Annotated in this window: 17 protein-coding genes; all 17 read right to left on the reverse strand. The window is 59.7% G+C overall.

Annotation, left to right across the window (positions count from 1 at the left end):
* Window positions 1-51 precede the first annotated feature (51 nt).
* The 17 genes from KSY82_RS03455 to ileS all read right to left on the reverse strand — a co-directional run bounded on the left by KSY82_RS03455 (window position 52) and on the right by ileS (window position 19,339).
* Window positions 52-1,161 (reverse strand): hypothetical protein, encoded by a 1,110-nt coding sequence (locus KSY82_RS03455; protein WP_217750040.1) that lies wholly within the window; start codon window positions 1,159-1,161, stop codon window positions 52-54.
* A complete protein-coding gene (locus KSY82_RS03460; RefSeq protein WP_138374852.1) occupies window positions 1,158-1,691 on the reverse strand; it encodes a shikimate kinase in 534 nt (177 codons plus the stop codon). The genes KSY82_RS03455 and KSY82_RS03460 overlap by 4 nt, the downstream gene beginning before the upstream one ends.
* An 8-nt stretch (window positions 1,692-1,699) precedes the next feature.
* The gene (locus tag KSY82_RS03465; RefSeq protein WP_217750041.1) at window positions 1,700-2,197 is read right to left on the reverse strand and encodes a YqeG family HAD IIIA-type phosphatase; all 498 of its coding nucleotides are present in this window, start codon (window positions 2,195-2,197) and stop codon (window positions 1,700-1,702) included.
* Between the two features lies 1 nt (window position 2,198).
* Entirely contained in the window at window positions 2,199-3,632 is a 1,434-nt protein-coding gene (mltG, locus tag KSY82_RS03470) for an endolytic transglycosylase MltG (protein ID WP_254881701.1), read from the reverse strand.
* Window positions 3,625-4,053 (reverse strand): Holliday junction resolvase RuvX, encoded by a 429-nt coding sequence (gene ruvX, locus KSY82_RS03475; RefSeq protein ID WP_217750042.1) that lies wholly within the window; start codon window positions 4,051-4,053, stop codon window positions 3,625-3,627. The genes mltG and ruvX overlap by 8 nt, the downstream gene beginning before the upstream one ends.
* 17 nt (window positions 4,054-4,070) lie before the next feature.
* The gene (alaS, locus tag KSY82_RS03480; protein WP_217750043.1) at window positions 4,071-6,728 is read right to left on the reverse strand and encodes an alanine--tRNA ligase; all 2,658 of its coding nucleotides are present in this window, start codon (window positions 6,726-6,728) and stop codon (window positions 4,071-4,073) included.
* Between the two features lie 151 nt (window positions 6,729-6,879).
* Entirely contained in the window at window positions 6,880-8,289 is a 1,410-nt protein-coding gene (locus KSY82_RS03485; protein ID WP_217750044.1) for an AI-2E family transporter, read from the reverse strand.
* Window positions 8,286-9,077, reverse strand: a complete 792-nt coding sequence (locus KSY82_RS03490; RefSeq protein ID WP_217750045.1) for an RNA polymerase sigma factor SigF — start codon at window positions 9,075-9,077, stop codon at window positions 8,286-8,288. Before KSY82_RS03490 ends, KSY82_RS03485 begins: the two co-directional genes overlap by 4 nt.
* Window position 9,078: 1 nt before the next feature.
* On the reverse strand, window positions 9,079-9,456 hold the full coding sequence (locus tag KSY82_RS03495; RefSeq protein WP_217750046.1) for an ATP-binding protein: 378 nt from the start codon (window positions 9,454-9,456) through the stop codon (window positions 9,079-9,081).
* Window positions 9,449-10,036, reverse strand: a complete 588-nt coding sequence (locus KSY82_RS03500) for a hypothetical protein (RefSeq protein WP_138374846.1) — start codon at window positions 10,034-10,036, stop codon at window positions 9,449-9,451. Before KSY82_RS03500 ends, KSY82_RS03495 begins: the two co-directional genes overlap by 8 nt.
* A 100-nt stretch (window positions 10,037-10,136) precedes the next feature.
* The gene (locus KSY82_RS03505) at window positions 10,137-11,486 is read right to left on the reverse strand and encodes a replication-associated recombination protein A (protein WP_217750047.1); all 1,350 of its coding nucleotides are present in this window, start codon (window positions 11,484-11,486) and stop codon (window positions 10,137-10,139) included.
* 61 nt (window positions 11,487-11,547) lie between these two features.
* Window positions 11,548-12,795 carry a deoxyguanosinetriphosphate triphosphohydrolase family protein gene (locus KSY82_RS03510; protein WP_217750048.1) on the reverse strand — a complete coding sequence of 416 codons (1,248 nt, stop codon included), beginning with the start codon at window positions 12,793-12,795 and terminating at the stop codon, window positions 11,548-11,550.
* A gap of 31 nt (window positions 12,796-12,826) precedes the next feature.
* A complete protein-coding gene (locus KSY82_RS03515) occupies window positions 12,827-13,249 on the reverse strand; it encodes a prepilin peptidase (RefSeq protein WP_217750049.1) in 423 nt (140 codons plus the stop codon).
* A gap of 81 nt (window positions 13,250-13,330) precedes the next feature.
* The gene (locus KSY82_RS03520) at window positions 13,331-14,626 is read right to left on the reverse strand and encodes a glycosyltransferase family 2 protein (RefSeq protein ID WP_217750050.1); all 1,296 of its coding nucleotides are present in this window, start codon (window positions 14,624-14,626) and stop codon (window positions 13,331-13,333) included.
* An 82-nt stretch (window positions 14,627-14,708) separates the two neighbouring features.
* Window positions 14,709-15,722, reverse strand: a complete 1,014-nt coding sequence (locus KSY82_RS03525) for an RluA family pseudouridine synthase (RefSeq protein WP_217750051.1) — start codon at window positions 15,720-15,722, stop codon at window positions 14,709-14,711.
* On the reverse strand, window positions 15,722-16,321 hold the full coding sequence (gene lspA / locus KSY82_RS03530) for a signal peptidase II (protein ID WP_254881702.1): 600 nt from the start codon (window positions 16,319-16,321) through the stop codon (window positions 15,722-15,724). Before lspA ends, KSY82_RS03525 begins: the two co-directional genes overlap by 1 nt.
* A 240-nt stretch (window positions 16,322-16,561) precedes the next feature.
* Window positions 16,562-19,339: an isoleucine--tRNA ligase gene (ileS, locus tag KSY82_RS03535; RefSeq protein ID WP_217750091.1), complete on the reverse strand. Its 2,778-nt coding sequence runs from the start codon at window positions 19,337-19,339 to the stop codon at window positions 16,562-16,564.
* Window positions 19,340-19,682: the final 343 nt, after the last annotated feature.

Raw genomic sequence — 19,682 nt, forward strand, 5'->3', positions numbered from 1 at the left:
TGGAAACCCGCCCCTCAACATGATACGAAAGACGATGGATGTCAATAAATCTTAGAGAAGTTCTTTGCGAGAAGCCAAGTAGGCGTGAGCATGGCGCTCAAGAACCTCGTCCTCGACGCTCGTTAGGCGAATGGCGCCGAGCGCCGCGGGCAGCGGCAGCATGCTGCGGTTCGAGCGGACAAACTGCTGTCTGCGGAACTCCTCGATATATGCGGCAGGCTCCAAGTCGAAGGCAAGCTCCTCGATGCCAAAGTCCTCCAGGCAGTCATCGAGATCAAACACATAGTCGATATCGAAGTCGCAGGCATCGTGTGCTAGGCGCGCCTCAAAGCGCATGCCCTCGGACAACAGCTGGTAGGCAGGGACCTGCGAAGCGGCATCGCCCAAGCAAGCGCGCAGGGTGCGCTCCCCCGTCTTGCCAAAATCGAGCGCATGGCGAGCGCTCGGGTTCGTGGCCGTCAGCACGTCCTTGCGGGCAGTCTGAGACCATTGAACGGCATTGACGAGTGCGACCTCCTCGCCCGCGAGAATCTCGGGGACGGTCTCAGTAAACTGATTCCAGCGGGACTTGCTGCTCGAAAGCATGGTGCCAACAAGTACCGCATAGCCGAACTTGAGGTCCTCGGGTTCCGCCTCGCGAACAAGGTCGAGGTCACACACGACCAAGCCCGGTTCGGGACGAAACGCGATAGCGGGAAGCGCATTGGCCGACGAGGCGACGAGCGGCTTCATGGTCGTCGCGACCGTGAGCATGGCGTCGAACGTCGTCGGCAGCAGCGCGCACTCGGTGCGACCGCACCACTGGTTGGCGCACCAGCTAACAACCGAGCAGGTTGCGGCATCGCCAACGGCGACAACCAGATCGTCGCAGGTAATGCCGTTGGCAGACAAGGCGCCAAAGATAGCATCGGCATCGGCCAGCGTGGCACCAGCAGGCGAAACCTCGAGGACGAGCAGCGACACGGCAAAACCGGCGTCGACCAGCGCATGCTCGACGACCTCATCAAAACGTTCTGACGAGGCGGAGTTCCAAACCACCATCGCGCGCTTAGGCTTGCCCACAGCCGAGGCAAACATGCGCGACAGCTCCTCGAACGCGCCCAATCCGACACGGACATCGACGCTGCGGTTTTGGAAATTGATCAGTTGACGGCGAATCATAGCAGCCCACGCTCCAAAAGCATCTCGGCACAAAGGTAGGAAACGTCCTCGAAGGACTTGTTGCGAATATCAAGGGTAATATCGGCGGCCTGGCGATACAGCGGACGGCGATGCTCAAACAGACGCGCGGCATGCTCGGGCGAGCGGAAATCGGGGCGCGTGTCGGACCGACGAATCTGGCGAATCGAATCCTCGAAGTCGCCCTCGAGGTACACGCACGTACCCATTTCGTGCATCAGCTCAATATTCACCGGCGTCTCGACGATACCGCCCCCGCACGAAACCAACAGGCTGCGCTCGCTTTGGAGCGAACGGAGCGCCGAGGTCTCGAGCTCACGAAAACGATCCTCGCCCTCGGTCTCAAAAATCTCGGTTACCGACTTGCCGCAGCGGCGCACGACCAGGCGGTCGGTATCGATAAAACGCCGCTTGAACATAGTGCCGACGTTGCGCGCGAGCGTTGATTTACCCGCGCCCAAAAAGCCGATAAAGAAGATATGGTCGCAGCCGTGTTTAGTGTGCTGGGACATAGCGAGACCTATTCCTCGCAGGGAAGGTCGCGCAGGGCCCGGCGCTCAAAGATACGGAAGATCTGCGTATACCACAGGTCCTGCGTCGCCTGCGGCTTTACCAGGATGGTATCGACGCCGGCGAAGTTACCGCTCCACACGTCCGTGTAGAGCTGATCACCGATCAGCACCGCCTCGTCGGCCGTGGCGCCGAGGCGCTTAAGACCCGCCTTGAGAGCAAACGGCGCCGGCTTCATGGCGTGGCTGATGGCCTCGAGTCCCAGCTCGCGTGCAGAGCTCATGACCTGGTCGCGATGCCAGTTGTTGGACACCATGCACAGCTTGAAGCCTTTGGCGCGGGCGGCGTCAAGCCAAGCGGAAACCGCGGCGGGAACCTGCTCGGTGTCGCGCGGCACCAGGGTGTTATCGCGATCGAGCAGAATGGCGCGTTTGCCGTCGGCCCACAGGGTATCGAGGTCGATGCGATCGACCGAGGAAACGTATCGTTTGGGGCTAAAAATCCTCATGCTAATTCCAAGACTGTTGATGCTCTTCGTAGGTTTGCGAGAAGTACTCCTCGTCCTGCGTAATGTAGAAATACAGGTCATCGGAGTCGGTCGGCTCAAGCGTGGCCTTGAGTGCCTCGAGCGACGGAGAGCAGATGGGCGTGGGTGGCAGACCCTCGTGCTTATAGGTGTTATACGGACTATCGCTCTGCAGGTCGTCGGCGGTAACCTCGCCACCGGTGACATACATCATGGTCGCATCGCTGTTGAGATAGCGCAAACCATCGAGCTTGCCGGCAAGGCGGTTGTAGAAGACCGAGGCCACGTGCGCACGCTGATCGGCGTTGAGGCCCTCGCGCTCAACGATAGAGGCCAAATTGACGATGTCGTAGTCGGACATCTCCACACCGTAGCGCTCCTTGATCTTGGCTTCGCAGCTCGCAAAGTCAAGCGACTTATACTCGGTCTTAAACTGATCGAGCATAGCGCGAATCACGTCATCGGCCGTCGGCGAATCGCCCAACGAATAAGTCTTGGGGAACAAGAAACCCTCAAGCGAGTCATTGGCGGCGCCCTTAAGGAAGCTATAGTCGTCCACGTAGTTGGAGGCCTTGGCCTGGTTGAGGAAGTCTTCCTTAGAGATGCTGTCGTAGGCCTGGGCCACACGGTCGGCGACTTGATCGACCGTTAGGCCCTCAGGGATAGTCAGCGCATTGGAGCCCGCGTTGGGGCCTTCCATGAGCTGCTGAACCACCTTAGTCGCGTCCATGAGCGTGTTGAACGAGTAGGTGCCAGGCTTAAGCGACATATCGGCGTTGAGCTTTTTCACCGCCGCATAGTAATCCTTGGGATTTTCGACGATATGGTTCTCGGAAAGTATCGAGGCGATCGTATCGCCCGATGCACCGTCGGGAATGGTTACCGTAACCTGCTGACCAGCCGTGACCTTCGTATCCCCACCGGCAAAGAAGCCCTTGACGGCCGGCACAACAAAGAAAGCGATCGCAGCAAGCGCAAGCACCGCCACCACAACGCCGATGATCATGGGAACCGGAGAGCTCTTCTTTTGAGAACCGCGACGAGTATGCGTGTTGTAGCTCGAGCGGGTCGCCGGAGCAACGCCATGCGAACCGCGAGCGTGACGCGAATGCGATTGGGGGGCCTGCGTTCGCTGGGTAGGTGCCTGCTGCTTAAAGCGGGTACCGCCTGCAGGCTGGGCCGTACGAGCAGCGGGCTGCTGAGCCGCGTGAGAAGCCGGATGCTGAACCGAACGAGCAGAAGGCTGCTGACCCGTCCGTTGAACAGGATGGGCCGAACGAGAGAAGGACTGCACCGGGCGCGCGGCAGACTGAGCCGCGCGCTGCGTCGGCTGTGCTGGACGCTGGCCAGGCTGGGCAGGACGCGACGCCGGCTGCTGCGTACGATTCGGCTGGCGCGGATCGGAAGCGCTAGACATGCTGGACCTCCTCGTTTTTACGATCGAGCCACGTCTGCAAAAACAGGCTGGCGGCAATCATGTCGATCTTACCCCTCATCTGCTTTTCGTTGAGGCCCTGCTCGCGCAGGATACGCTTGGCCTCTTGCGAGGACAGACGCTCGTCCTCAAACTCCAGCGGAAGATCGAGCTCGTCGGCGATCTTTTGCGCCACGGCGGCAACGCGCTCGGCCTGGGGGCCGGGCTCACCGGCCATGGTCAGGGGACGTCCGCTTACCAATATATCGGGCTCATAGTCCTCGATCAGGTAGCGAAACGTCTTTGCCATGCCAGTGACCTCGGCTGCCGGAAGCACCTTGACAGGCATCGCCATCTTGCCATCACGGCTCGAGACGGCAATGCCAATCCTGGTCTCCCCAATGTCCAGTGCGAGCGCGACCACAGCGACTACTTAGGTTCTTAGGCGCCGAGCGCGGTCTTGGCGGCCGCGAGGGCATCGGCGATACCGGCGGCGTTCTTGCCACCGGCCTGGGCCATGTTGGGACGACCGCCACCGCGACCGTCGACCAGACCCGCGATCTGCTTGATCACGTTACCGGCGTGGAACCCGGCCTTCACGGCGTCATCGGTGCCGGCGGCGAGCAGGGCCGGGGTGCCCTTCTCGGTCACGCTGGCGACGACGCAGGCGACGGGACCGGCGACCTTCTGGTGCACGGTATCCCAAACGTTGCGCAGGTCGGCAGCCTCAAGGCCCTGGAGCTCAGCGACGACTAGCTTGTAGCCGCCGAGCTCGACAGCACCCTCGATGGCACCGGAAATGGCGTCGGAGGAGCCACCGGTCAGAGCCTTTTTGAGCTTGTTGGACGTCTCGCGCAGCTCGGCCTGCAGGTTCTCCACGCGAGCGGGAACCTCGTCGACGCGGCACTTGAGCGCAGCGGCGGCGGCGTCAACGAGCGCCAGGCGGTCGGCCATGTAGTCGAGGGCACCCTTAGAGGTCACGGCCTCGATACGGCGGACATTGGAGCCCGTGGAAGACTCGGAAATGATCTTGAACAGGCCAATCTCGGCGGTATTGGCGGCATGGGTGCCACCACAGAGCTCGCGGGAGAACGGCTGGTCCTCGGCGCCCACGGAGACGACGCGGACGACATCGCCGTACTTCTCTCCAAACAGAGCGACAGCGCCGGCAGCCTTAGCCTCGTCGATGCCCATGACACGGGTCACGACCGGCTTGGAAGCGAAGATCTGCTGGTTGACCAGATCCTCGACAGCCTTGAGCTGCTCGGAGGACAGGGCCTCGAAGTGCGTAAAGTCAAAGCGCAGGTGCTCGGGCGTCACCAGCGAGCCGGCCTGGGAGACGTGCTCGCCCAGGACCTGCTTAAGGGCAGCGTCGAGCAGGTGCGTGGCGGTGTGGTTGCGGCGCAGGAAGCCACGGCGCTCGGCGTCGAGCGCGGCGGTCACGGTAGCACCGACGACCAGCGTGCCCTCGGCAACGTGGGCGACGTGAGCATACAGGCCGTTGTGGTTCTTGGTGTCGGCAACGGTCAGAACAACGCCCTCGGCGGAAAGCTTGCCGGCATCGCCCTGCTGACCACCCATCTCGGCATAGAACGGGGTGCGGTCGAGCACAACCTCGACGTCCTCGCCGGCGGCAGCGGACTCGACGGACTCGCCGTTGCACACGATGGCGACAACCTTGGCGCCCTCGATCACATCGTTGTCATAGCCGTCGAACTCGGTCGCAGCGACCTTGTCGGAAAGCTCGACCCACACGTCGTTGAAGCTGCCCCAGGCGTCGCCCTTGGCATTGGCGCGGGCGCGGGCCTTCTGGTCCTCCATGCAGGCAGTGAAGCCGTCCATGTCGACATCGTGGCCAGCGGTGCCGGCGATCTCGACGGTCAGATCGATGGGGAAACCAAAGGTGTCGTGCAGTTTAAAGGCGACATCGCCCGGAAGCACGGCGCCCTCGGCAAGCGCTGCCAGGGCCTCGTCCAGATAGACGCGGCCGTTGTCGAGCGTCGTGGAGAAGCGCTCCTCCTCGGAGGCGACGATACCCTTGACGAGCGCGACATTCTTGAGCAGCTCGGGATAAGCCTCGCCCATCTGAGCGTTAACCTCGTCGATGAACTTGGTCAGGAAGGCGCCCTCGATGCCCAGCAGGCGACCGTGGAACACGGCACGACGGAGCAGGCGGCGAAGGACGTACTCGCGACCCTCGTTACCGGGAAGGATGCCGTCCGAGATCATAAAGTCGACGGCACGGGAGTGGTCGGCGATGATACGCAGGGAGCGGCTGGCGCCAGAGTAATCGTCGGCGTCATAGGTCTTGCCGCTAATCTTCTCGCCCAGCTTGATGAGGTGCTGCATCAGATCGCCGTCGTAGTTGGCGGTCTTGTGCTGCATGATGGCGGCCATGCGCTCCAGGCCCATGCCCGTATCGAGGTTGCGGTGCGGCAGCTCCGGCATGGAGCCGTCCTCCTGGCGGTCGTACTGGGTAAAGACGAGGTTCCAGAACTCCAGGAAGCGGTCGCAGTCGCAGCCAGGCTTGCAGTCGGGGCTGCCGCAGCCGACCTCCTCGCCCATGTCAAAGTAGATCTCTGAGCACGGACCGCAGGGACCGGTGGGGCCAGCGGCCCAGAAGTTGTCGTCCTCGCCCAGGCGGGAGATGTGGTCCTCAGCAACGCCCAGAGAACGCCACACGTCGTGGGTCTCGTCGTCCTCGGTAAAGACGGTAAAGTACAGGCGGTCGAGCGGCAGCTTGAACTCCTTGGTGATGAGCTCAAAGGCCCAGGCGCAAGCCTGCTCCTTGGAGACGCCGCCAAAAGAGAAGTCGCCGAGCATCTCGAAGAAGGACAGGTGACGGCCGTCCTCGCCGATGCAATCGATGTCGTTGGTGCGGACGCACTTCTGGCAGGAAATCGCGCCGATCTCCTTCATGGTCTTCTTGCCCTGGTAGTACTCCTTAAACTGGTTCATGCCAGCGTTGGCAAGCAGCAGCGAAGGATCGTCGGGGACGAGGGACGAAGAAGGATAGAGCTTAAGACCGCGCTCCTCAAAGAAGTTGAGGAACTTGGAGCGAATCTCGGCCGTAGTCATTGACGGGTAGTCAGCACTCATAGAGGGAATCTCCTCGGTTTCACATCGAAACAGTTCAAACGTAACGATATTACCATCCCACCGCGCAAGTACAAAAAAGAGGGCCGCCAAACAGCGACCCTCCAGCGAAATTGCATGTTAGCACGTATGAATGTTAACCCGAATTACCCCGCTAGTTATCGTCATCGTCCATGGAGCCGTCGATGCCGGTTTTGGTATCGTCGTCCGAGTTGGAGTCATCGTCTTTGGCGAAGGGGTTCTTGAAGAAGCCCGTGGCATCGGGCTGCAGACCAGAGAGCTTAATCCAGGGATTATCGAGCTCGGGCTTGGGCATGGCCTTGGCCTCGGGCGCAGTCTCGTTGCCGATGAGCTCAGACTCGTAGATGAAGGTGTCGTCGCCGAGCGCGTCGTAGGCGGCGACCGGGTTGCCATCGGCATCGCGGTACGGCGTGCCCTTAAACACGGCGCCGTCATAGGCCACAAGCTGGCGGCCGGTCTCATTCTCGAAGTAGTACACGAAGATACCCTTGAGGGCCGCACACAGCGGGATGGCAATAATCATGCCGATGGGCCCCATGAGTGCCGAGCCAATAACGAGCGCCGTGAGGCTCATGATGGGATGCACCTGCACCGAGCTCTGCATGACCTTGGGCGAAATGACGTTATCGGTGACGTTTTGCGCGACCATCGTCACGATGAGCGTCCATAACGCCAACATAGGGCTGAACATGAAACCGAGCACTGTGGCGATTGCTGCGCTCACCCAAGGACCGACGACCGGAACCAAATGTATGATGCCGGTAAAGATAGCCATGAGCGCCGCATACGGATGGCCGATGATCATAAAACCGATAAAGGCGAGGAAACCACCGCAGATGGACGTCACGACCATACCGCGCATGTAGCCGCCGACAGAGCGAGAAAGAATGGCGACCATAAAGCGGTACGAGGTCTCCTTCTCCTGACCGATGATGGTGCAAATCTCGTGGTGCATGCGAGGGTAGTCGCAGGCCATCCAGTAGGCAAGCACCAGGCCAAGGAAGATAACAAACAGCTGCGACGCTGTATTGGTGATGAGCGGGAACACACCACGACCAAGCTCGGCGGCAATCTGAGACACATACTTCGATGCCACGGCAACCAGCGACGAAAGATTATCGTCCAAATACTCCTTGAGCGGCGTGTTGTTGAGCGTCTTGGCATGCGAGATCATCTCGTTGAGATCACCGCCCGCAACACGAAGCTGCTCGGGCAGGCGGCTCAGGACTTCCATGATCTGACCAAAGAGAATCGGCGACAAGATACAAACGACACCGACGAGCACGGCAACAACAACAATAAGCGCGATAAGCGAACCGATGCCGCGATTCACGCCATGGTGCTCGAGCCAGTTGGTGATCGGGGACATCACAAAAGCAATGATGGAGCCGACGGCAAGAAACTCAATAACCGGCGCCAGGATGCCCATAAGGTTAAAGATGACAGCGGCGATGACAATGCAGCCGACAACAGCCCAAATGCGCAGCGTCAGAATGCGGGTGTCGCGCAGCACGCGATCGGTTTGTTGGGGGTGCTCACTCATGAACGAATCATCACTCCGTCGAGGTCGATCTTGTCCTGAATCTTCTTAAGCGTGCGGCGCAGCAGACGTGAAACCTGCACCTGAGAAATACCCAGCTTCTTGGCGATCTCGATCTGTGTCATGCCCTTCACAAAGCGCAGCTCGATCACCTCGCGCTCGCGCGGCGAGAAATCACGGATGGCTTCCTCGATCACTAGGCGGTCATCGGTAAAGTCGAGCTCGTTGTCGTCGTCGGCGTAACGGTCGAGAATCGAGGGGGCATCGTCGGAATCGGCCGCACCAGGAGCCTCGATGGGCACCGAGGTATAGGCCGAAGACGATTCCATAGCCTCGAGGACCTCATCGACAGTCACATCTAGATACTCAGCGATCTCCTCAACCTTGGGCGAACGCTGCAGCTCGTTGGTAAGTTTGTCAGTAGCCTGGTTGACCTTGGCAGAGAGCTCCTGCAGGCGACGCGGAACGCGCACACTCCAGCCCTTGTCGCGGAAATGGCGTTTGATCTCGCCCAGGATAGTGGGTGTTGCAAACGTCGTGAACTCGAGCCCGCGCTCGGGGTCAAAACGGTCGATAGCCTTGAGCAAACCCAGATAGCCGACCTGCATGAGGTCGTCGAGCGGCTCGCCGCGATTCTTAAATTTGTTGGCAAGAAACCTTACCAGGTTCATATGGGACATGACGAGCTGCTCACGGGCGTCCGGATCACCGGTCTCCTTGTAACGACGAAACAGCTCGCGGGTTTTCTCCTTGTCCCAAGCGGTCTTGCCGCTCCGGGAACGTTCGGTCATATTAGATATCCGCCTTGAGGTCGAGGGAAAGCGTCAGGGGCGCCGTAGTCTTTTCGTAGGAGTCGCACACGCTCGCGAGGATGAGCTCGGCATACACCGCAGCCTGGTCATCCTCGTCGACGGTGGCCTGATCGCCAAAGGTAAAGGTCATGCCAACGTGAGATTCATCGACATCGAATTTGATTGAGATGTCGTCGGAATCAACAGCCGTGCAGCCAAAGATAAAGGCTTCCTCGGCAGCCATGCGGATGTCCTCGATGCGATCGACAGACATAGAGCACAGGGCACCAACGTTGGCTGCCGTCATGCGCACAAGGCGAGCGAGACGCGGGTCACCGGCAACAGTCAGCGTGATAGGGCAGGTTGCTTCGCTACTCATCGCAGGACTCCTCAGAGGTCTCGGCGGGCGTATAGGTGTAATACTGAGCCGGCTTGGATACAGACTTCTGACCATCATCGTCGCCCGCGGCGGCCTCGTCCTCGCCAATTAGGACGCGCTCGGTAGGCTGCTCGGCCTCCGCAGCGGCAGCGGCGAGCTTGCGATCGGCGTCGGCTGCAGGAGCCTTCACCTTATTGAAGAGCTTCTGCACAGCACCGGCGGCAGAGTCGGTCACGCTCGACACAGCATTGCTGGCCTCGGCCATGCTGCCCGTAACCTCGGAAATGTCGCGAACCACGGCTTCGACCTCTACGAGATTGGAGGTAAGGGCATCAACTGCCGTCTTGCTCGACTTAAGCAGCGGCTCCATCTGGGCAAGCGCCGGCGTAAGCTCATCGACAGCGCCATCGAGCTTTGCCACCACAGGCTGAGCCTCGGCGATGGTGTTGTTGAGGTCGTTCACGGTCTTATCGAGCGAGTCGACAACATTGCGTGTCTTGCGCAGGGTAAGCGCGAGCTCAGCGATGGCCCACACGCCGGCAACGGCGAGCAGCAGCAGGGCGATTTGAATGGGACTCATACAAGCCTCCCGGAAAAATCGAAATACAGACGCTTTTCATGGTACCCCAAAGGGGACCGAACATGCCAAGAGCAGCAACGTGGGACAAAATTATCAGCAGCTACTTCGGTGCATTCCCGCTGCGGTCGCGCTCGCTTTGCTCTACGCGCCACTCTTCCCAGCCGCGCCCGGCAGGCTGCCAGAACGAACCGCGCTCCAGCCCCTCGGGCAAATAGCGCTGATCGACCCAGCCTTCAGGATAATCGTGCGGGTATTTATAAACACCGTATTCATCGCTGCCTGGGCGATGGCGATCGCGCAGATAACTCGGCACCTCGCGAAGCCCACTAGAATGGATATCGGCCAGCGCCGCATCGATCGAAGCCTCACACGCGTTGGATTTAGGGGCCAAACACACATAGAGTGCAGCCTGAGCCAGGTTAATGCGGCACTCGGGATAGCCAATGACCTCGGCAGACTTAAACGCGGCATACGCCACCAAAAGCGCCTGCGGGTCGGCGTTGCCAACATCCTCAGAAGCCTGAATCATAATACGGCGAGCGATAAACTTGGGATCCTCCCCCGCATCAATCATGCGCGCGAGCCAATAGATCGTGGCATCGGGGTCGCTACCGCGCATGGACTTAATAAACGCACTGATGATGTCGTAGTGCATGTCGCCGTTTTTGTCATACGAAAATCCACGACGCGGGTTGGCGATCTTCACGTCATCCACGGTGATGGGATAGCGCTCCCCCGCCGCGGGCGCTGGCGTTCCCTCGGTATCGGGACGCGTGACGGCAATCTCGCTCGCAAGTTCGAGCGTCGTGAGCGCCGAGCGAGCGTCACCCGCTGCCAGCGTGCAGATGGTCTTAACCGTATCCTCATCGGCCGAGAACTTGCCGTTCAAACCCTGCGGCGCCTCGAGCGCACGCTCGATAAGCGTGGCGATATCCTCGTCTTTAAGATGCTCAAGCTCCACCACGCGACCGCGCGAGAGCAATGCCGAGTTGACCTCGAAGTACGGATTCTCCGTCGTGGCGCCAATCATAATGACGGTACGGTTCTCAACTGCATGCAGCAGGGCATCCTGCTGCGACTTAGAGAAGCGGTGAATCTCATCGATGAATAGAATGGTGCGGCGGTCGTAGGTATTCAGGCGCGTCTTGGCCTCATCAATCACGCGGCGCAAGTCCTTCACGGTGCCCGTCACAGCGCTGACCTCGACAAACTCGCTCTTAGTATGGTTGGCGATAATATGGGCCAGCGTCGTCTTACCCGTACCAGCCGGCCCATACAAAATCACACTGGAAAGCACGTCGTGTTCGATCGCGGCACGCAACCATGAGCCATTACCGACGGCCTTTTGCTGGCCCACATACTCGTCGAGCGAATTGGGGCGCATACGCACCGCAAGCGGCGCATTCTGAAAGGAACGCTCGCGCGTCGAAGCAGAAAAAAGGTCGTCCATAGCCATCCCGTGTATCAATCAAAAACGTTTTCAACTAACCAGTATACCGAAAGGATACGAACTACCGTTCGTTAATATAGGTACGATGCGGAAACTTTAGACCCGGGAACAGCTTGCTCGTCAGTTCGCAGAAATAACCGTCCGTCATGCTCGCGATATAATCCACCACGGCTTGATCCTTGTTCTCCTGCCAGGCATAGGTGCGATCGTAGTAGGAAAGCTGCTGCTCAATGCGCGAAATATGGTGCTTAAAGATGTAAGAGGGCTCGTCACCACTGTTTAGATCCCGCAGGCAACGGTCGTAGAGCTTTTCGAACGCCTCGCGCAGCTCCACCTCGGAATCGCCTTCGATACCGCCCTTGCTATAGATCTTCTCGTAGTTCTCGCGCTTGGCTCGGCGGATTTCCTCAAACAGCTCCTCGCTCATCTCGATGCGCGGATTGCCATAGCTGTGCTCAACGATATCGATGGAGGCATGCGTCAGGATCCAGCTGTTGTATGCCCCACCCAGGCCATCGTCAAAAGCATCGGGCGCCAGCAGGCCCGCCGCAATGGCGTCTTGGCGATCGCGCCCAACGTAGGCAAGGATATCCGAGATGCGGACCACGCAGCCTTCGAGCGTCATGGGACGCAGGTGCTCAATTGCGCTATAGCCCTTGGCAATACAGTCCTCAACCGTCTGATCGAACTGGTCAAAGGAACACATGTCCGAGAGCTCAAACACGCGTTGCTCGTACTCGCCGTTATGGCACAAGACGCCGTCGAGCGTCTGGAGCGACACGTTGCGGCCATACAGCGCGTCGAGCACGCGGACCGACTGCACGTTATGGAAAAAGTAGCGACCGGTACGCTCGTGGTAAATATCGTTGAGAAAGCGCTCACCGGCATGGCCAAAGGGCGTGTGTCCCAAGTCGTGGCCGAGGCCAATCGCCTCGATCAGATCGCAGTTGAGCCCCAGGGCGCGACCGATATCGCGCGCAATGCGCGAGACAAGCTGCACGTGCAAACCGCGGCGCGACAGATCATCATTGCTACGGAAGCTAAAGACCTGCGTTTTGCCTGCATAACGGGTGTACGCCGGAAGATGAAGAATCTTTTCGGTATCGCGCATAAATGCCGGTCGCATAAGCGTGCCTTTGTCGGCAGCGCGATCAATACGACGAATGACCTGGTTGTCGTTGCAACGATACGGGTTGACAGAACCCGAAGCACGATCGGCGGAAATGCGCTCGACAAGCTCGGGCGACAACGCCGACGGAATCCGGTCCATGCGCGCCTTAATGACGGCCGTTTCTTGATTAGTTGCCATGGCATGCTCCTTAAGAAGGCTGCACAATCGGTTACAACGTGCAGCCCACGACCTCGATTATGGCAAAAATCGGCACCAAAAACGGGAGCAATGGCAGGGAGCGCGATTTTGTGAAGAGGCAGGAGAGGGCAAGGACCAGGAGTGCGACGGCAAATGCCACGATGCCGCCCAGAGGGTCAAGCGTGCAAAGCGCGAAGAGCGCCTTGGCATCCCCCATGCCGATGCCGGGGGCGTGGCGGAGGCACCGCCAGAGCGACTCAGTGAGCACAAGGGCAAGGTAGACGATGACCGCAAGACCGGCGTGGTCAAGCGCCGTGGTAACGCCCTTGTCGAGCCAGACGCCTGCCAACGCCGCCACCGCACACACGCCGGCAAGCTCATTGGGAAACCGTCGCTCACGGGCATCAACCAACGCACCGGCAAAGATGCAAATCCAGAACGGGATGTAGGACATCGCGCACCTCCTTGGGCAGCTACTCGAAAGCAAAAACCACCACAAAGGTGCCTGTCCCCTTTGTGGTGGTTTTGGTGGTGGTTATTTGGCGCCTTGCATGACCTCGTCGAGGGTAACGTTGACGGCGTGCTGGGTCGGCACCCAGTCGACCTTTAGGAACAGCGCCGCCACCGTGATGGGGATATAGCTGAACATAAAGATCGGGAAGGTAAACAAGTTGGTCACCAAACGCCACTTTTGCGCGCAGTGAATATGCTTGTACTCAAAGATGGTCGTGAGCAGCGCAAGGATAAAGAAGGTCTGGTACATCATCGCGAAGGTCATGATGAGCGAGGCGGCGCACGCCTGCATCTCGACCTCGGTGGCCAAAAAGCCGTGCGAAAGACCGCCCACGACGAGGAAGGTCACGTTGGCGAGCATGGAGATCAGGGACAGCAGCATGCCCGGAGCGATGGTCATAAACATGTCGTAGGCGGCAAAGCGATGATAGCGGAAGGTCGACTTGACCAGATGCTTACCGTAGGTAAAGAACACCTGGTAAAAGCCCTTGGTCCAACGCATGCGCTGCTTCCAGGACGCCTTAAACGTCACGGGCTGCTCGTCAAAGAACTCCGCCGGCGCATAGCCAATGCGGATGCCGTGAATGGCGCAGAACGTGGTGAACTGGATGTCCTCTGTCAGCGTATGGAACTGCCAGCCGTGCATGCCCTCGATCACGCTGGCGGAGATGAGGTAGCCCGAACCCGAGACGGCGCAAGACGTCTTGCAGATGTTACGCGCGTTGTTGAGAAAGCGCGCCTCGCGCAGATACCAGGTGGCATTAGCTGCAGAGATCCATGAGCTGCCGAAGTTCTTGGAATTACGATAGCTCGTGACCACATGGAAGCCCTGGTCAAAGGCATCGTTCATCTTAGACACGTAATCGCGGGAGATAACGTTGTCGGCATCGAAGATAAAGTAACCCTCAAACGTGTCGGGATACTCGTTGAGAATGCGATCGAAACCAAAGTCCATGACCCAGCTCTTGCCCTTGCGGGCCAGGTCATTGCGCTCATAGACGATGGCACCGGCCTCGCGCGCGAGCTGCGCGGTGTTGTCGGTGCAGGCGTCGGCAACGACAAAGACCTCGATGAGCTCGGACGGATAGTCCTGATCCTTAATGGAGCGTACGAGATTGGCAATTACTGCTTCCTCGTTATGTGCCGCAATAAAGAAGGCGTAGCGGTGGAGTTTTTTGGCCTTGGGCGGCGCGACCTCGCCACGAAGAGCGCCGATGACAAAGAAGACCACCTGGTACAGAAAGCAGACCGTGAGCAGCGTGACGACAATCTGGTTGAAGATCACGATGGGCGTGTTGGTTTGTAAAAAGGCGAGCATGCAGGCTCCCAGGAACGCGTTACGTAAACAATCGTATATCTTACCGCAGGCTTAACGAGTTCAAGAAACCACCTAATACCGGCTAGGCTTCGAGCAGGCCGAGCTGCGGGACGATGTCGTCACCGGCAGCGGTGCGGCCGAGCGAACGCGGGGCCAGGTCGTCAAGAACCGCAGCGAGATCCCACGGCAGCTCATCGCGGCACTCAATACGCTCCCCCGTCACGGGATGGTCGAATGCGACGCGCCAGGAATGAAGGAATTGCCTGGTCAGGCCCTGATCGGCACGCGCATCGCACTTGCCGTAGAGTGGATCGCCCACGCAGGCGTGGTTGATATGGCGCATGTGCACGCGAATCTGATGTGTGCGGCCCGTAAACAGATGGCACTCGACGAGCGTATAGCCGTCGTCAAAACGCGTGGAATCGAAGCGCTCGAGGACCTTAAAGGTCGTAATGGCCTGGCGCGCGAAAGGATCGTCAGAAACCGCCATCTTCACGCGATCGCGCGTCGATCGGGCGATACCGGTGTTAATGGTTCCCTCGTCCATGGCAATGTGCCCGTGAACAAGTGTGATATAGCGACGGTCGAGCGTACGCGTGCGGATGAGATTTTGGAGCGCGCGCTGGGTGTCGTCGTCCTTTGCCGCAAGCATGAGACCCGAGGTATCGCGATCCAGGCGATGCACAATACCGGGGCGGTCCTCGCCCTGCACGGTGCCCAGATGGTCGATACCGCAGTGATAAACCAGGGCATTCGCGAGCGTACCGCTCTCATGACCATGCGCAGGATGGCACACCAGGCCGCGCTGTTTGGAGAGCACAATGAGATAATCGTCTTCATAGCGAATGTCGAGCGGGATGGCCTCGGGAATCACATCGGTGGGATCGTGCGGCTCGGGCAAATCGACCGAAATGCGGTCACCGGCTCGCACGGCGTACTTTTTGGACAGGCAGGTCTCGCCATTGACTACTACTGCACCGCCCTCAATCAGATGCGCGCAGGCAGAGCGCGTAGGGCAGCTGTCATTGGCGCCCAGATAGGCGTCAAGACGCTGACCAGCGGCATCGTCAGCAACAAGGATATGGATGTCGGCCATTAGCGCTCATTCCTTTCGCGAATCTTGCGGGCACGCTCCCCACGCTGCTGGGCCTTGCGCTTAGCGCGGGCCTCGTCACGGGCGTTAAGCTCGGCGGTCGCATCGACCTCACGGGCGGCGGGACTCAAGAACATGTAGCCGAAAAGGGCGAGCACGACGCCCAAGGTAATGCCGATATCGGCCACATTGAAGACGGGGAAGTCGATGAAGGTGGTGGCAATAAAATCGGTCACGAAGCCAAAGGCCAAACGATCGATAGCGTTGCCGATAGCACCGCCCGCAACCATCGCCATGCCCACAACCTCAAGATGGGCGAGCTGGGGTGCACGAACGAGGTACACGGCAATAGCGATAATGACCGCCAACGCCAGCACGGCAAACGCGATGCCATGCCCCTCACCCATACTAAAGGCAGCGCCGATATTGCGGACAAACATAAAGTCGATGACACCGGGGATGACAGTCACATGCAAAGCTTCGCCCACGGCACGAACCGCAAGCTTGGTCAGCTGGTCAACAAGCAGCACAACCAGCGCCACCCCACCAGCAACACCCAACCGCCAACGCAAAGGCGGCGTCATATCCCCAGTACGACCCAAATCAATCCCCTACCCTCAAGATCATCGAATTACGTTTAATGCAAATCAATATCTTATATTGACCAGCAACGAAATAGCCGATGATTCGTTACCGACAGCGAAAACCCGCCAGAGCGAGCAAGGTGCCTTGAAGCGAGGCGGCATAGACCTTATGGTCATGCCGCCGAAGCTGAAAGGCAGATTGCCGCTCTGGCGGGTTTGCAGCGTCGAGCCGTTACGCGGTTTGGTAAAACCGCGTAACTACAGCGCGTCAGCGCAGCGCTTGCAGATATGCGCGTGGCCGTTGTACTCGCCGACGGTGGTGCGATAGTTCCAGCAACGGTCGCAGCACTCGCCCTCGGCAGCCTCGATGGCAACGGAGAGCTCCTCGCCCTGGGTCAGCTCAACATCGGAGACGATGTAGAACTCGGCGAGGTCGACGGCCTTGTCGCCAGTCAGCAGCGCGTACATCTCGGCAGGAACGACCGCCTTGACGCGAACCTGCTGGCTCTTGGTGAAGGTGCCGGCAGAACGGGCATCCTCAAGGGCCTTGGTCACAGCGCTTCGGAGCTCGAGCGAAGCCTCGAGCACGCCCTCAAACTCATTGGCCTCGTCGACCGTGATGGGCGACTTGTACCAATCGAGCAGCGCGGCGTACTTCTGGTGATCGACGCAGCCGGCGGGCGCATAGGCCATGGCCTCGTCGACCGTATAGGACAGGATCGGCTGCAGGTCGCGCATGAGCATCGAGAAGAGCTCGGCCAGCACGGTCTGGGCGCTGCGGCGCTCGAGCGAGCCGGGCTTGTCGCAGTACAGACGGTCCTTCAGGGCGTCGAGGTACACGTTGGAGAGCTCGGTAACCACGAAGTCGTAGAGCGCACGGTAGGCGCGCGGGAACTCGTAGCTGGCGTAAGCGTCGTCGACCTCGGCCTGGACCTGGGTCAGACGGGCAACCATGAGCTTGTCGAGCGGCAGCAAGTCGGCAAAGGCGACGCCGTCGGTCTCGGGCTCAAACTGGCCCTCGAGCTCGGAGAGCAGGAAGCGCAGCGTGTTGCGGAAACGACGATAGGCATCGGACGTACGGGCAAGGATCTCGTGGTCGATGGACACGTCGGAGCTGGTATCGACGGATGCAACCCACAGACGGATGATGTCAGCGCCCATCTCGTCGCAGACCTTATTGGGGTCGATGACGTTGCCGAGCGACTTGGACATCTTACGGCCCTGGCCGTCGAGGGTGAAGCCCTGCGAGACAACCGCCTTGTACGGAGCGTGGCCGTTGGCGCCCACCGAGGTGAGCAGCGAGCTTTGGAACCAACCGCGGTGCTGGTCGGAGCCCTCGAGGTACACATCAGCCGGATACTCCAGCTCGGGACGGTACTCGCAGACGGCCTTCCAAGAGACGCCGGAATCCCACCACACGTCGAGGATGTCCTTATCGGCCTTGAGGTGATGGCCGCCGCACTTGGGGCAGACGCAGGCCTCGCCCAGGTAGCTCTCGGGAGCGTCGGTGAACCAGGCGTCGGAGCCCTTCTCGTGGAAGAGCTTGATGACGGCGTCGAGCGTGGCGTCGTTCATGACCTTCTCACCGCAGTCGGCGCAAGTGTAGCTGGGGATAGGCACGCCCCAGTTGCGCTGACGGCTGATGCACCAGTCGGGACGCTGCTCGACCATGGCGCCGATGCGGTTGGCCGCGTGGGCCGGATACCACTTAACGTTCTCGCGGACCTCTTTGCCAGCCTGCTCGCGCAAGCCGGTCTTGTCCATCGAGACAAACCACTGGTCGGTAGCACGGAAGAGCACCGGGTGCTTGCAGCGCCAGCAGTGCGGATAGCTGTGCGTGATCTTCTTCTCGAGGACCAGGGTGCCGCGCTCGCGCAGGAACTCGATGATGTGCGGGTTGGCCTCGTCGGTATCCATGCCGCTGAAGGGGCCGCCGGTGCCAAACTCCTCGCCGGTGTAGAACTTGCCGTCGTCATCGACCGGCATGCAAATGTCGGTGATGCCCTCCTTGAGGCAGGCGAAGTAGTCGTCGACGCCGTGACCGGGCGAGTTGTGGACGATACCGGTACCGTCATCGACACCGACGTAATCGGCCAACAGTGCCACGCCCTCAACACCGTCAAAGATCGGCTGCTTATAGTGAATGTGATGGAAGGTCTCGGCGGGAACCACATAGGGCTTGCCGTCGACCACAACCGGGGTGTACTCCCAGCCAAACTCCTCGCAGCACTTGGGAGCCAGGTCCTCGAGCATGACCTCGGCGCGGTCGTCGTGCTCAACGGCGACGTAGGCGGCACCGGGCTTGAGAGAAACTGCCTGGTCGGAGGGGATGGTCCACGGCGTGGTCGTCCAGATGATAAAGTCAACCGGGCCGTCGAAGTTCTCGAGGCCGACGGGCTTGGAGGTCATCTCAAAGCGCACGAAGATGGACGGGCTCGTCTCGTCGGAGTACTCAATCTCGGCCTCAGCAAGTGCGGTATGGCAGTGCTTGCACCAGTGGACGGGCTTGTGACCGCGATAGATCATGCCCTTGTCGAACATGGCCTTGAAAACCTCGATGTCGGCGGCGTCATGCTGGTGATAGAGCGTCAGATAGGGGTTGTCCCAATCGCCGAGCACGCCCAGGCGACGGAAGCCGGCCTTCTGCAGCTCGATGTTCTCGACAGCGAACTTATTGCAAAGCTCACGGATCTTAGCCGTGGGGGTCTGGTTGAACTTCTCGGTGCCGAGCTTCTCCTCGACCTTATGCTCGATCGGCTGGCCATGGCAGTCCCAACCGGGAACATAGGGAACCTCATAGCCCTGCATCATCCAGTAGCGGTTGATCATGTCCTTGGAGATCTTGTTCATGGCGTGGCCGATGTGGATCGGGCCGTTGGCGTACGGAGGGCCGTCGTGCAGCACGAACTTCTTGTGACCCTCGTTCTTCTTCAGAACCTGCTCGTAGACCTTGTTGTCCTGCCAGTCCTTGAGTCGCTTGGGCTCGGACTTGGAAAGACCGGCACGCATGGGAAAACCGGTTTTGGGCAGATTCATCGTCTGCTTGTACTCGTTTGCCACGGTACCCCTTTCATGTCGTGGGCGCGCACGCCCGTTGGGCACCAAAAAAGCGCCCGTCCCTACAAGCTGGGACGAAGCGCCACAAAAACGGGCTGTATGCCCGCAAAAGCTCTTCGTTTAACCACCCAGCTTAGATGCCCTCGCCCGCGTATTCGCGCGCTCGCATCCGTTACTCGGCTGGCCTGTATCGACGACCATCTCGGCGATATCTACTAAGACGTGCCTGCGCGGCACGTCCGTTGGGACCGCAGCTCCGGGGTGATTTTCATCGGTCGCATGCACGGGTTCTCAGCGCTCCCCGCTCTCTGTGGCATGCGGA

Origin of the sequence: Collinsella aerofaciens (assembly GCF_019131995.1) — a bacterium.
Lineage (GTDB): Bacteria > Actinomycetota > Coriobacteriia > Coriobacteriales > Coriobacteriaceae > Collinsella > Collinsella aerofaciens_S.